This is a genomic window from Thauera butanivorans, from assembly GCF_048398245.1.
GTDB classification, from domain to species: domain Bacteria; phylum Pseudomonadota; class Gammaproteobacteria; order Burkholderiales; family Rhodocyclaceae; genus Thauera; species Thauera butanivorans.
Window position 1 is genome coordinate 1,559,523 of the sequence record NZ_CP183038.1, and the last position, 12,861, is coordinate 1,572,383.

13 protein-coding genes are annotated in these 12,861 nt (G+C 67.7%); 3 read left to right on the forward strand and 10 right to left on the reverse strand.

Translation table 11 applies throughout. The features are described from left to right. The first annotated feature begins 71 nt into the window (after positions 1-71). A complete protein-coding gene (gene pepN / locus ACNQFN_RS07510; RefSeq protein ID WP_418648424.1) occupies positions 72-2,750 on the forward strand; it encodes an aminopeptidase N in 2,679 nt (892 codons plus the stop codon). 76 nt (positions 2,751-2,826) lie between these two features. Here the strand turns inward: pepN and ACNQFN_RS07515 are convergent, their stop codons facing one another. From ACNQFN_RS07515 to ACNQFN_RS07560, 10 genes are all read right to left on the reverse strand, one after another. After that, a complete protein-coding gene (locus ACNQFN_RS07515) occupies positions 2,827-3,273 on the reverse strand; it encodes a CBS domain-containing protein (protein WP_418648425.1) in 447 nt (148 codons plus the stop codon). Positions 3,274-3,408: 135 nt separating this feature from the next. Then, positions 3,409-4,236, reverse strand: coding sequence for a pantoate--beta-alanine ligase (gene panC, locus ACNQFN_RS07520; protein ID WP_418648426.1), 828 nt, complete (start codon positions 4,234-4,236; stop codon positions 3,409-3,411). 53 nt (positions 4,237-4,289) lie between these two features. Further along, positions 4,290-5,105, reverse strand: a complete 816-nt coding sequence (gene panB, locus ACNQFN_RS07525) for a 3-methyl-2-oxobutanoate hydroxymethyltransferase (RefSeq protein WP_068634971.1) — start codon at positions 5,103-5,105, stop codon at positions 4,290-4,292. Between the two features lie 81 nt (positions 5,106-5,186). After that, positions 5,187-5,825 carry a deoxynucleoside kinase gene (locus tag ACNQFN_RS07530; protein WP_418648427.1) on the reverse strand — a complete coding sequence of 213 codons (639 nt, stop codon included), beginning with the start codon at positions 5,823-5,825 and terminating at the stop codon, positions 5,187-5,189. A gap of 35 nt (positions 5,826-5,860) precedes the next feature. Next, positions 5,861-6,244, reverse strand: coding sequence for a DMT family protein (locus tag ACNQFN_RS07535; RefSeq protein ID WP_068634969.1), 384 nt, complete (start codon positions 6,242-6,244; stop codon positions 5,861-5,863). A gap of 62 nt (positions 6,245-6,306) precedes the next feature. Then, complete coding sequence (folK, locus tag ACNQFN_RS07540; protein ID WP_418648428.1) at positions 6,307-6,792, reverse strand: 2-amino-4-hydroxy-6-hydroxymethyldihydropteridine diphosphokinase; 486 nt, start codon at positions 6,790-6,792, stop codon at positions 6,307-6,309. Positions 6,793-6,849: 57 nt separating this feature from the next. Further along, complete coding sequence (pcnB, locus tag ACNQFN_RS07545) at positions 6,850-8,208, reverse strand: polynucleotide adenylyltransferase PcnB (RefSeq protein ID WP_418648429.1); 1,359 nt, start codon at positions 8,206-8,208, stop codon at positions 6,850-6,852. A gap of 70 nt (positions 8,209-8,278) precedes the next feature. Further along, positions 8,279-8,941, reverse strand: coding sequence for an HAD family hydrolase (locus tag ACNQFN_RS07550; RefSeq protein ID WP_418648430.1), 663 nt, complete (start codon positions 8,939-8,941; stop codon positions 8,279-8,281). Between the two features lie 115 nt (positions 8,942-9,056). Further along, complete coding sequence (gene hda, locus ACNQFN_RS07555; protein ID WP_418648431.1) at positions 9,057-9,749, reverse strand: DnaA regulatory inactivator Hda; 693 nt, start codon at positions 9,747-9,749, stop codon at positions 9,057-9,059. A 10-nt stretch (positions 9,750-9,759) separates the two neighbouring features. Continuing rightward, the gene (locus ACNQFN_RS07560) at positions 9,760-10,866 is read right to left on the reverse strand and encodes an AI-2E family transporter (protein WP_418648432.1); all 1,107 of its coding nucleotides are present in this window, start codon (positions 10,864-10,866) and stop codon (positions 9,760-9,762) included. Positions 10,867-11,017: 151 nt separating this feature from the next. Between ACNQFN_RS07560 and purM the strand changes: the two genes are divergently transcribed. Both purM and ACNQFN_RS07570 read left to right on the forward strand, forming a co-directional pair. Then, a complete protein-coding gene (gene purM / locus ACNQFN_RS07565) occupies positions 11,018-12,076 on the forward strand; it encodes a phosphoribosylformylglycinamidine cyclo-ligase (RefSeq protein ID WP_418648433.1) in 1,059 nt (352 codons plus the stop codon). Between the two features lie 112 nt (positions 12,077-12,188). Continuing rightward, entirely contained in the window at positions 12,189-12,683 is a 495-nt protein-coding gene (locus ACNQFN_RS07570) for a hypothetical protein (protein WP_418648434.1), read from the forward strand. Positions 12,684-12,861: the final 178 nt, after the last annotated feature.

Sequence of the window (12,861 nt, forward strand, 5' to 3'; positions counted from 1 at the left end):
GCTGTCCTCCGGCCTCCGCACAGCGTAAACTTCCGCCTTTCCGCGCCTCTCGCGCGGAAGCTGGAGAAACCATGAAAACAGAACACGCCCCAACGATCCGGCGCGCCGACTATCGGCCGCTGTCCTGGACGGTCGAGACCGTCGAGCTGCACTTTTCCCTCGATCCCGAAGCCACCGTCGTTACCAACCGCATGTTGTGCGTGCGCAACCCGGATGCGGACGAGGGGCCGATCCGGCTATGGGGCGAGGACCTCGAACGCCTGTCGCTGACCGTCGATGGCCAGGCGCCGCAGGCGCTGCGCGAGAGCGGCGCGCTGATCGAGATCGATGCCGACGGCGATCGCGCAATGGTCGAGGTGCGCACCCGCATCGACCCCAAGGCCAATACCACGCTGTCGGGGCTCTACCTGTCCAACGGCGGCTTCTTCACCCAGTGCGAGGCGGAAGGCTTTCGCCGCATCACCTGCTTCCCCGACCGCCCGGACGTGATGGCGCGCTTCACCGTCACGCTGGAGGCCGAGCGCGCGAGCTGTCCGGTGCTGCTGTCCAACGGCAACCTGATCGAGCAGGGCGAGCTGCCGGATGGCCGCCACTACGCGCGCTGGGAAGACCCGTTCCCGAAGCCGTCCTACCTGTTCGCGCTGGTCGCCGCCGACCTGGTGGCACTGGAGCGCACGGTGCGGACGATGTCCGGCCGCGAGGTGCTGCTGCAGGTGTGGGTGGAGGCGGGCAATCTCGACCGCTGCGGGCATGCGATGGATTCGCTGGTGCATTCGATGCGCTGGGACGAGGAGACCTTCGGCCTGGAGCTGGATCTCGACCGCTTCATGATCGTCGCCGTGGCCGACTTCAACATGGGGGCGATGGAGAACAAGGGCCTCAACATCTTCAACACCAAGTTCGTGCTGGCCAAGCCCGATACCGCCACCGACGTCGATTACGAGAACGTCGAGAGCGTGGTGGCGCACGAATACTTCCACAACTGGACCGGCAACCGCGTCACCTGCCGCGACTGGTTCCAGCTCACGCTGAAGGAAGGGCTGACGGTGTTCCGCGACCAGCAGTTCTCCGCCGACATGCTGGCGCGTGCGGCCGGACCGGAGGGCGCGGCCTCGGCGCGCGCGGTCAAGCGCATCGACGACGTGCGCGTGCTGCGCGCCGCGCAGTTCCCCGAGGATGCGGGGCCGATGGCGCATCCGATCCGCCCGGACAGCTACCAGGAAATCAACAACTTCTACACCGCCACGGTGTACGAGAAGGGCGCCGAAGTCATCCGCATGCTGCACACCCTGTTGGGGCAGGAGGGTTTCCGCAACGGCATGGATTTGTACTTCAGCTACCACGACGGCCAGGCGGTGACTTGCGACGACTTCGTCGAGGTGATGTCCGAGGCCAACAACGGTTTCGACCTCGACCAGTTCATGCGCTGGTACAGTCAGGCCGGCACGCCGCGCGTGAAGGCGAGCGGCGAGTGGAGTGCCGCCGACGGCAGCTACACGCTGACGCTGGCGCAATCCACCCCCGCCACGCCGGGTCAACCGGACAAGCTGCCGCTGGTGATTCCGGTGGCGGTCGCCCTTATCGGCCCGGACGGGCGCGACTGCCCGCTGCGGCTCGAAGGCGAGGCGCAGGCCGGCGCGGCCACGCGCGTGCTGCAATTGACCGAGGCCGAGCAGCGCTTCCGCTTCGTCGGCCTCGCCGCCGCGCCGGTGCCTTCGCTGCTGCGTGGCTTTTCGGCGCCGGTGGTGCTCGAACTGGATGAGGACGACGCGCGCCTGGCTTTCCGCATGGCGCACGACGCCGACCCCTGCAACCGCTGGGACGCGGCGCAGCGCTACGCCGAGCGCGTCGTGCTGGCGATGGCGGCCGATGCCGCCGCGCCGGTGCCCGATGCCTTCGTCGCCGCCTTCCGCGCACTGCTCGGCGACGGTGCGCTCGACCCCGCCTTCCGCGCCCAGGCGCTGGCGTTGCCGGGCGAAGCCTATCTGCTCGAACGCATGGCGCCCGCCGATCCGCTGGCGCTGCGGGCCGCCCTGGTGCGCCTGACGCGCACGCTGGGCGAGCGCCTGGCCGCCGACTGGCTGGCCCTGCTCGACGCCATGCAAGTGCCGGGTGAATACCGCTACCACCCCGCCGACGCGGGCCGCCGCGCGCTCGCGAACCTCGCGCTGCGCTACCTGGCCGCCGCCGGCCATGCCGAAGGGCTGGCCAGGGCACAGGCGCGCTTCGAGGCCGCCACCAACATGACCGAGCGCTTCGGTGCCCTGGCCGCGCTGGTGCAGAGCACCGATCCCGCGCGCGAGGCCGCGCTGGAGGCCTTCCACGCCCGCTATCGCGACGATGCGCTGGTGCTCGACAAGTGGTTCGCGCTGCAGGCCGGCGCTTGGCGCTGGGATGATGCGGCTGCACCGACGCTGGATCGCGTGCGCGCGCTGCTGTCCGACCCGGCCTTCAGCCTGTCGAACCCCAACAAGGTCTATGCGCTGCTGGGCACCTATTTCCGCGCCAATCCCGGCGAATTTCACGCCGCCGACGGCAGCGGCCACGCCTTCTGGGCCGAGCAGGTGATTGCATTGAACGCGAAGAATCCGCAGGTCGCGGCGCGCATGGCGCGCGCGCTGGAAAGCTGGCGTCGCTTCACGCCGGCGCTGCAGGCCAGCATCCGCGTCCAGCTCGAACGGGTTCTGGCCAGTGAGGGCCTGTCGCCGGACGTGGCGGAAGTGGTCGGCAAGGCGCTGGGCGGCGACTGAAGCGTCCTGCGCTGGCCGGAAAAGAGAAACGCCGGGTTTGCCCCGGCGTTTCTCATGTGCTTCGGCGGGCGCCGGCTCACTCGGCGGCGAGGTCGCCGGCGATGTAGCTTTCGAGCTGGCGGATCGTCGCCTGCTGCTGCTGGACGACCGACTTGACCATGTCGCCGATGGTGACGACGCCCATGATCTTGCCCTGATAGACCACCGGCAGGTGGCGGAAGCGGTTTTCGGTCATCGTGTGCATGACTTCGTCGACCGTATTGGTGGGTGTGACGGTGCAGGGGTTGGGCGTCATCAGGTCGCCGACACGGATGTCGCGCGATACCAGGCCCTTCAGCACGACTTTTCGTGCGTAGTCACGTTCGGTGAAGATGCCCACCAGGCGCTCGCCTTCGGTGACCAGTACACAGCCGATGTCGAACTGCGCCATCAACGACAGGGCGTCGAACACCGAGTCGGCCGGACTCACCGAATGGAAAGCGCTGCCCTTCTGCTCAAGAATCTGCTTTACGGTCGTCGCCATCGTTTCCCTCCCTCCTTAAGTTGTGCATTGTCTGTCACGCGCCACAAGGCCGCTGACTGCGGCTGGTTTATGAGTATAGGGTGGTTCGGGCCGCAGTGAAGCGCAAGCGGGGGCGAACCCTGATGCGCACCGGCTTCAGATCTCCAGATTGTCGATCAGCCGGGTGCGGCCCAGCCTGGCTGCCGCCAGCACGACGAGCGGGTCGTCCATGTGGACCGGCGGCTGCAGGTCGGCGCGGCGGCGCACCGCCACGTAGTCGGGCTGCCAGCCGGCGGCGGCCAGTTCGTCCATGGCGTCGGTCTCGAGCTTGAGCAGGTCGTGGTTGCCGGCGCGCACGGCGTCGCGGATGCGGCACAGCAGGCGGTACAGCAGCGTCGCGCGGGCACGCTCGTCGTCGCTCAGGTAGCCGTTGCGCGAGGACAGCGCCAGGCCGTCGTCGGCGCGCACGGTGTCGCCCGGCAGCACTTCGACCGGCAGCGCCAGTTCGCGCACCATGTTGCTCAGCACCATCAACTGCTGGTAATCCTTCTTGCCGAACAGGGCGATGTCGGGCTGCACGATGTTGAGCAGCTTGAGCACCACGGTGGCGACGCCGCGGAAATGCCCGGGGCGGAATTCGCCTTCGAGGATCGAGACCTGGGCCGGTGCCGGCTCGACGTGATAGCGCTGAGGCTGCGGGTACATCTCGGCCTCGTCCGGCGCGAACACGTGCTTGACGCCGACCGCGGCGAGCTTCTCGCAGTCGGCGGCGAGGGTGCGGGGGTAGCGGTTGAAATCTTCCCCGGCGCCGAACTGCAGGCGATTGACGAAGATGCTGGCGATCACACAGTCGGCCTTTTCGGCAGCCTGGCGCATCAGCGCGATGTGGCCCTCGTGCAGGTTGCCCATGGTGGGGACGAGGGCGATCTTGCCGGCAGTGGCGCGGGCGGCGCGCAGTTCGGCGATGGTGTGATGGATCTGCATGCTGAAACCTGGAGTGGGTGGCAACTGCTGGTTGGCAACGGCGCGCCGGGCGTTCAGTAGCAGTGTTCGGCAGCCGGGAAGCTGCCGTCGCGCACTGCGGCCACATAGCGCGCGACCGCATCCTCGATGCTGGCTGCGCCTTCCATGAAGTTGCGCACGAAGCGGGCGGTCTTGCCCGGGAAGATGCCGAGCATGTCGTGCAGCACCAGCACCTGGCCGTCGCAGGAAGGTCCGGCGCCGATGCCGATGGTGGCCATCGTGCGCAGGCTGGCGGTGATGTCGGCGGCGAGCGTGGCCGGCACCATTTCGATGACGACCAGCGAGGCGCCGGCCTGTTCCAGCGCCAGCGCATCGGCCTTCATGCGGGCGGCGCCTTCGTCGCCACGGCCCTGCACGCGGTAGCCGCCGAGCTGGTGCACCGATTGCGGCGTCAGGCCGATGTGGGCGCACACCGGCACGCCGCGCTCGACCAGGAAGCGCACGGTTTCGGCCATGTATTCGCCGCCTTCGATCTTGACCATCTGCGCGCCTGCGGCCATCAGGCGCGCGGCGTTGCGCATCGCCTGTGCCGGGCTTTCGTGACAGGTGCCGAAAGGCATGTCGGTGACCACCAGCGGCCGCGCGCCGGCGCGCGCCACGCATTCGGTGTGATAGGCCATCTGTTCGAGGGTGACCGGCAGCGTGGATTTCTGGCCCTGCAGCACGTTGCCGAGCGAGTCGCCGATCAGCACGACGTCGACGCCGGCACGGCCGAGCAGCGCGGCGAAACTGGCGTCGTAGCCGGTGAGCATGACGATCTTGCGGCCTTCGGCACGCATCTTGCCAAGTTCGAACAGGGTGACGGGCTTCTGGTCCTGAAGATAGCTCATTCATCGCTCCTGATGGGAGGGCGGAGTTTTCACCAAACTGGTGCGTTGCACAAGTTGATTGCCCCGAATATGAATAGGGGTTTACCCGGCGTAACCGAAGAATTCGCGGTAACCGCGCATGTCGCGCAGGCGGGTGAGCAGCAGCTCGAAGTCGTCGTCGTGGTCGACCGGATTCAGTTTACCGGCATCGACGATGAACAGCGGCGCCGCGTCGTACTGGTAGAAATAGCGCGTGTAGCGGTCGGCGATCTGCTGCAGGTAGGCTTCGGTGATGCGCCGTTCGGCTTCGAGTCCGCGCTTGTGGACGCGCTCCATCAGCGTGTCGGCGCTGGCCTGCAGGTAGATCACGAGATCGGGCCGGGGCGTCACCGCGGGCTTGACGCTGTCGTGGATGCGCTGGTGCAGCGCCAGTTCCTCGGGGCTGAGGTTCTGTTCGGCGAACAGCCTGTCCTTGTCCAGGATGAAGTCCGATACCACGCGCCGTTCTTCCGAGATGGGGCCGAGCGCGGCGAGCTGATCGATACGCTGGAACAGGAAGGACAACTGCGTCGCCAGCGCCCAGCGCTCGGGCTGCTGGTAGAAGCGCGACAGGAAAGGATTGAGCTCGGCCCGCTCGAACAGGGTGTCGGCCCGCAGCCGCTCGGCCAGGCGCTTTGCCAGCGAGGTCTTGCCGGCACCGATCGGGCCTTCGACGACGATGTAGTGTGCTTTGTCGAGCATGCGTTTGCCGGCTTGGCCTTGTATCAGTGGTGGAATCAGCTGCGGAAGATGAAATAAACCGCGCCAAGCATACACAAGGCAGCCCAGAGATAGTCAAGCTTGAGCGGCTGCTTCATGTACAGCACGACGAAGGGAACGAACACCAGCAGGGTGATCACTTCCTGCATGATCTTGAGCTGGGCGAGATTCAGCGCAGTGGCGCCGATGCGGTTGGCCGGCACCTGCAGCAGGTATTCGAACAGGGCGATGCTCCAGCTCACCAGCGCCGCCAGGTACCAGGCCTTGCCCTGCATGTTCTTCAGGTGGCCGTACCAGGCGAAGGTCATGAACACGTTGGAGGCGGCGAGCAGCAGCGCGGTCTGCAGCCAGACGGGGTTGGCGGTGAAGGCCGTGGCGGCGGGTTGGAGCCAGGTGGGCATGGTGGGCTCGCGGGTGGAGAGGAGGGCGATGGAAAAGGCATGGGCTGGAGACCGCCCTGGCATCAGGTGCGCGCGATGGACTGGCTGGCGACGCCCGGCAGCAGTGCGGCTGCAGGGCCGTGGCCGGGGATGCGGACATCGGGGGCGATCTCGGCCAGCGGCACCAGCGTGAAGGCGCGCAGGTGCATGCGCGGGTGCGGCACCTGCAGGCCGGGTTCGTCGATGACCGCGTCGCCGTGCAGCAGCAGGTCCAGATCCATGGTGCGCGGCGCCATGTGGCCATCGCGCCGGCGGCCGCCCTCGTGCTCGATTGCCAGCAGGGCGTCGAGCAGCGGGCGTGCGGCGAGCGTGGTGGCCAGTTCGATCACCGCGTTGATGTAGTCGGGCTGGCCTTCGACGCCGACCGGCGCGCTGCGGTACAGCGACGAATGCGCCGCCACCCGGGTGCCGGGCAGTTCGGCCAGGCGCTGCAGTGCCAGTGCGAAGGCCGCGGCAGGGTCGCCGAGGTTGGCGCCGAAGGCGACGAAGGCGCGCACGGGGAGCGTCATGGGGCAGGGAGTTTGCGTGTCGGGTCTGTGCGTTTGAGCCAGTGCGTGCGAATCCGCTCAGGCGGCGTCGGCGCCGGCGGCCTGCGATTCTCCCGCCGGCTTGCGGCGCTTGCGGCGGCGCTTCTTGGCCGCGGGGGCGGCGTCGGCCGGTGCCTGGCGGATCAGCGCTTCGCGGGCGTCGTGGCCGGCGTGGGCGAAGCGGTCCCACCAGTCGACGATCTCCATCGGGACTTCGCCCGCCTGCGCGCGCAGGCGCAGGAAGTCCCAGCCGGCGCGGTAGCGCGGCTGCTCGATGAGGCGGTAGGGCGTCTTGCCGGCGCGCTTGTCGAAGCGCGGCTGCAGCGCCCAGATGTCCTTGATGTCGCCGGCGATGCGGCGGGTGATGGCGAGCTTGCCGGCCTGGGCGTCGAGCACCTCGTCCATGGCCTCGAACAGCGCGGGCTGCGAATGCTCGCCGGCGGCTTTCTTCTTTTCCCACGCCGCCAGCACCTCGTGCCACAGCAGGGTGGCGAACAGGAAGCCGGGCGACACCGACTTGTCCTGGCGCACGCGTTCGTCGGTGTTCTCCAGCGACAGCCAGACGAAGCGTTCGCCCATCGGCTGTTCGAGGATGACGTCGAGCAGCGGCAGCAGGCCGTGGTGCAGGCCTTCCTCGCGCAACTGCTTCAGGCATTTGACCGCGTGGCCCGAGAACAGCAGCTTCAGCATCTCGTCGAACAGGCGTGCGGCGGGGACGTTTTCCAGCAGCACCGCCATGTCGCGGATCGGGTGGCGCGCGGCCGGGTCGATCGTCAGCCCGAGCTTGGCGCCCAGGCGCACCGCGCGCAGCATCCGCACCGGGTCTTCGCGGTAGCGGGTGCGCGGATCGCCGATCATGCGCAGCGTCTTCTGCTGGATGTCGGCGACGCCGTGGTGGTAGTCGACGATGGTCTCGCTGGCCGGGTCGTAGTACAGCGCGTTGACGGTGAAGTCGCGCCGGGTGGCGTCTTCTTCCTGGTTGCCGTAGACGTTGTCGCGCAGCACGCGGCCGTGCTCGTCGGTTTCGGCCGATTCGGCATCCTGGCTGGCGCGGAAGGTGGAGACCTCGATGGTTTCCGGGCCGCTCATCACATGCACGATCTTGAAGCGGCGGCCGATGATGCGCGAACGGCGGAAGGCTGCACGCACTTCCTCGGGCGTGGCGCTGGTGGCGACGTCGTAGTCCTTGGGCGGCTGGCCGATCAGCAGGTCGCGCACCGCGCCGCCGACGACGAAGGCCTTGTAGCCCTTTTCCTGCAGCACGGCGCAGACCTTGCGTGCTGCGGGGGAGAGTTGTTCGCGCCGAATGCCGTGGCGTTCGATCGGGATCAGCGCGGGTTTGTGGCGGGCGGATTGCGCCGGGCGCTTGAAAACCTTGCGCAGCAGCTTGCGGATCATCGGGAAAGGCGTCGTTCTTGCATGAGCCGGCAATGATAACCGATCGCCCGCGGCGAGCGCGGTTCGTCCATCAGCGCAGCGAAAGCACCGGCCAGCCGTGCTGTTCGGCGTGAGCGTGCAAGGTGTCGTCGGGGTCGACCGCGACCGGGTCGGACACGTGCTTCAGCAGCGGCAGGTCGTTGTGCGAGTCGCTGTAGAACCAGCTGCGCTCGAAGCCGCCGATGTGCAGGCCGAGCGATTCCAGCCAGGCATCGACGCGGACGATCTTGCCGGCCTGGAAAGCCGGCGTGCCGCGTGCCTTGCCGGTGAAGGCGCCGTTTTCCTGCGCCGGGATGGTGGCGACCAGGTGGGGGATGCCGAATTCGCGCACGATCGGGCCGGTGACGAAGGCATTGGTGGCGGTGACGACGGCGACCAGCGCATCTTCGTCCAGGTGTTGCCGGACCAGCGCGCGTGCCTTGGCGGTGATCATCGGTTTCACCGATTGCTCCATGAACTCCCGGTGCCAGGCGTCGAGTTCGGCGCGCGGATGGCGGGCCAGCGGGGCGAGCTGGAAGTCGAGGAAGGCATCGATGTCGAGCGTGCCGGCCTTGTAGTGCTCGTAGAACTCGATGTTCTTCGCTTCCTGCACTTCGCGGTCGAGCACGCCCTTCTCGATCAGGAACTGTGCCCAGGCGAAGTCGGAGTCGCCGGCGAGCAGGGTGTTGTCGAGGTCGAAGAGGGCGAGGTTCAAGTGGATGCTCCGGGGTATTGGATAGAGTGAAAGGTGGCGATGGGTTTCGTCGCCTCTGCAGGATGGGTGGCGCCGCAGGCGAAACCCATCGGCCGTGTCCGAATGGTGCTGCCCATCAAATCTCCAGTCCTTGCTGCATCATCTCGCGCAGCAGGGGCAGGGTGATCGGGCGCTTGCGTTCGAGCGAGGCGGCGTCGAGCGCGTCGAGCACGGCGAGCAGGCTGGGCAGTTCGCGGCGGCCGTGGCGCAGCAGGAAGTCGACCACCTCGTCGGCCAGCCGCAGGCCGCGGCGCTCGGCCAGGGTGGCGAGGATGGTGGCGCGCGAGGCGTCGTCGAGCGGCTGCACTTCGTAGATCAGGCTCTGGCCGATGCGGGTGCGCAGATCTTCGCGCAGGCTCAGTCCGAGCGCTGCGGCCGGGCCGGCCAGCAGCAGCGACTGGCCGTTGCCACGGCTGCGGTTGAAGGCGTTGAACAGCGCGATCTGGGCGTCGGGCGCTAGGCGGTCGATGTCGTCCACCGCGACCAGCGCATCGGCGGTTTCGGGCAAGGCATCGTCCACGTCCTCGGCGGCGAGGATGTGGGTCGGGCGGCCGGCTTCCCGCGCCAGCGCCACGCTGGCGCGCAGCAGATGGCTGCGGCCGCTGCCCGGCGCGCCCCAGACATAGACGTGGCGTGCCGGCAGTTGCCGCGCGGTCGCTACCGAGGCCAGCAGGGACACCGCCGCCACCAGTTCGGCATTGGCGCCGGCGACGAAGTTTTCCAGCGTCGGCGGGGCGTCGGCGCGGATGTCGAGGACGAGTTGCCTCATCGGCGAATGTTCATTTACGGTCTGGCTCATGCGCGCTCGCAGGCGGTGTCCGCGTTCCGAGATAGACCGGGCTGGCGAACCAGGCATTGCGTACTTCGCGCAGGCCGACCAGCAGCGCCGCGCTGACCGGCAGCGCCACCAGCACGCCGACGAAGCCGAACAACTGGCCGAAAGCCATCAGCGCGAAGATCACCGCCAGCGGATGCAGGCCGATGCGCTCGCCGACCAGGTAGGGCGTCAGCACGAAGCTCTCGATCACCTGGCCCAGCCCATACACGATGCCGACGCCGATCAGCAGCGGCCAGCCTTCGGCCTGCAGCAGTGCGGCGAGGATGGCGAGGATCAGGCCGCCGCCGTAGCCGACGTAGGGAATGAACACCAGCAGGCCGGTCAGCACGCCCACCGGCAGCCAGAAGTTCAGCCCGGCGAGCCACAGCCCGATGCTGTAGAACACCGCCAGCAGCATCATCACCGACAGCTGGCCGCGCAGGAATTCCGACATCACCGAATCGATGTCGTTGATGATCGCCATCGTCCGCTCCAGCCACGGCCGCGGCACGATGCGCTGCAGTTCGGCCAGCAGGCGCGGCCATTCCTGCAGCAGATAGAACATCACCAGCGGGATCAGAAACAAATTGGCGATGAAGGCGATCACCGCCATGCCGCCGGTCTTCAGGTGGCCGAGCACGATCGGCACCAGGTCCTGTGCGTTGCTCCAGTTGTCGGCGATCAACTGGCGCAGCTGGGCGGCGTCGAGCTGCAGGTCGATGCCCAGCCGCGCCTGCAGCAGCGGCGATACCTGGGCGTTGAACATCTCGACCAGGTCGGGCAGGCGGCTCATCAGTTGAACCCCCTCGCGATACACCATCGGCACCAGGATCAGCGCCAGCGCCACCATCACCAGGCCCAGCGCGACGATCACCAGCAGCACCGCCAGTGCGCGCGGCACGCGGCGCGCCACCATCCAGTTGACCGCGGGGTCGCAGATGTAGGCGAACACCGCGCCGATCACGAAGGGCGTGAGGATGGGACCCAGCAGCCAGAACAGACCGGCCAGCGCAATGCCGATGGCGGTCCAGACGAGGGTTTGCAGGCGGTAGGCGCGGGGAGGGTTCATTTCGAGTAAAATCGCGGGCTTGGCGCGGGCGCATGCCACCCGCGAAACACGTAAATGTAGCCACTTGGCGTTGCAGCCTCAAGCACGGGCCGCGGCCAGGGGCGCCGGCCGGGCTCGGCCCCGGCATTTCCGCCAGTCCAGAGGAACGATCTTGAGCGCACCCACCTCCTCCAACCAAGCCTCCCTCTCCTACCGCGATGCCGGCGTGGACATCGAAGCGGGCGACGCCCTGGTCGACCGCATCAAGCCGCTGGCCAGGCGCACCATGCGCCCCGAGGTGATGGGCGGCATCGGCGGCTTCGGCGCGCTGTTCGAGCTGTCGAAGAAGTACAGGGAGCCGGTGCTGGTGTCCGGCACCGACGGCGTCGGCACCAAGCTCAAGCTCGCCTTCCAGTTGGACAAGCACGACACCGTCGGCCAGGATCTGGTGGCGATGAGCGTCAACGACATCCTGGTGCAGGGCGCCGAGCCGCTGTTCTTCCTCGACTACTTCGCCTGCGGCAAGCTCGACGTCGACACCGCCGCCGACGTCGTCAAGGGCATCGCCCAGGGCTGCGAACTGGCCGGCTGCGCGCTGATCGGCGGCGAAACCGCCGAGATGCCCGGCATGTACCCGGCGGGCGAGTACGACCTCGCCGGCTTCGCCGTCGGCGCGGTGGAAAAGGCCGACATCATCGACGGCAGCCGCATCGTGCCGGGTGACGTGGTGCTGGGCCTGGCCTCCAGCGGCGCCCACTCCAACGGCTACTCGCTGATCCGCAAGATCATCGAGGTCGCCAAACCCGACCTCGACGCCGATTTCCACGGCCGCAAGCTGCGCGACGTGGTCATGGAGCCCACCCGCATCTACGTCAAGCCGCTGCTGGCGCTGATGCAGGGCAAGCCCGGCGTGGTCAAGGGCATGGCCCACATCACCGGCGGCGGCATCACCGAGAACGTGCCGCGCATCCTGGGCGACGAACTCACCGCCCGCATCGACGCCGCCAGCTGGACGCTGCCGCCGCTGTTCCAGTGGCTGCAGAAGGAAGGCAACGTCGACATGCAGGAGATGTACCGCGTGTTCAACTGCGGCATCGGCATGGCGGTGGTGGTGTCGGCGGCCGACGCCGGCGCGGCCGAGGCTGCGCTGAAGGCGGCGGGTGAAACGGTCTACCGCATCGGCCGCATCGATGCGCGCAAGGACGGCGAGGCGCAGACCATCGTCGGCTGACGCCGGCGGGGCTCTGCGGCCGCGGTTACTGAGCGATGCCGCACTGAGGCCCGGCTGCAGCCGGGTTTCGTCTTTCTGGGGGCAGAGCGGCGTGTTTCTCGGAGCGATGTGAATGCGTGCGGTCTGGGTCAGCGGTGTACTCACCGCGGCATCGTGGTTGGTGATGGTCTGGCACCTCGCCGAGCTCAAGCCGAGTGTGATCGCGCTTCAACTCGCGTGGGAGCCGAGGGTATTCGGCGAGATCATCCACCTCTGGCCGCCCGAGGGGCTTGCACTGTACCGCCGCTGGCTCCCGTTCGACGGCCTGGTCCTGCTTGGCTATGGTGCGTTCGGGTGCTTGCTTGCGGTGCGTACCCGGATTTTTTCCCAGTTGCCGCGGATCGTGCGCGCCGCTGTGCCTTTCGTGCTGCCATTGGCGGCCGCTTTCGACGCAGTGGAAAACGGCCTGCACTGGTGGCTCACCGAAATGCCACGCTTCGGCGTGCCTTCGATCTACCTGTTCAGCACGGTTTGCTCAGTGCTGAAGTGGCTGCTGCTGATCCTGTTCTGCGCACTGGTGTTATGGGCGCTGGCCGTCAAGGATGAACAGGGGCGGGGCCGCGGTTGATCCTGTCGGCCATCGTGACTCGCAAGCTGGAAACGCCCGCACCCTGCCCGCGCCGTGGTGGCGATTGCGGCATTGCCGAAGCAGGGGGCGCTGATGACGATGAGTGCGATCGCGGTGTTGAAGGGCTGAAAGCGAGGGGGAAATGGCTTGAATCCTGCGGACTGGCAGCCGGAAACGA

What these genes read in the sequence shown, in the direction of transcription:
- panB (WP_068634971.1), bottom strand. Translation starts at nt 5,105, where the DNA reads ATGAGCTATCTTCAGGACCAGAAGCCCGTCACCCTGTTCGAACTTGGC.
- panC (WP_418648426.1), bottom strand. Translation starts at nt 4,236, where the DNA reads ATGCAGATCCATCACACCATCGCCGAACTGCGCGCCGCCCGCGCCACT.
- hda (WP_418648431.1), bottom strand. Translation starts at nt 9,749, where the DNA reads ATGAGGCAACTCGTCCTCGACATCCGCGCCGACGCCCCGCCGACGCTG.
- ACNQFN_RS07515 (WP_418648425.1), bottom strand. Translation starts at nt 3,273, where the DNA reads ATGGCGACGACCGTAAAGCAGATTCTTGAGCAGAAGGGCAGCGCTTTC.
- ACNQFN_RS07530 (WP_418648427.1), bottom strand. Translation starts at nt 5,825, where the DNA reads ATGCTCGACAAAGCACACTACATCGTCGTCGAAGGCCCGATCGGTGCC.
- ACNQFN_RS07570 (WP_418648434.1), top strand. Translation starts at nt 12,189, where the DNA reads ATGCGTGCGGTCTGGGTCAGCGGTGTACTCACCGCGGCATCGTGGTTG.
- pcnB (WP_418648429.1), bottom strand. Translation starts at nt 8,208, where the DNA reads ATGATCCGCAAGCTGCTGCGCAAGGTTTTCAAGCGCCCGGCGCAATCC.
- folK (WP_418648428.1), bottom strand. Translation starts at nt 6,792, where the DNA reads ATGACGCTCCCCGTGCGCGCCTTCGTCGCCTTCGGCGCCAACCTCGGC.
- ACNQFN_RS07535 (WP_068634969.1), bottom strand. Translation starts at nt 6,244, where the DNA reads ATGCCCACCTGGCTCCAACCCGCCGCCACGGCCTTCACCGCCAACCCC.
- pepN (WP_418648424.1), top strand. Translation starts at nt 72, where the DNA reads ATGAAAACAGAACACGCCCCAACGATCCGGCGCGCCGACTATCGGCCG.
- ACNQFN_RS07560 (WP_418648432.1), bottom strand. Translation starts at nt 10,866, where the DNA reads ATGAACCCTCCCCGCGCCTACCGCCTGCAAACCCTCGTCTGGACCGCC.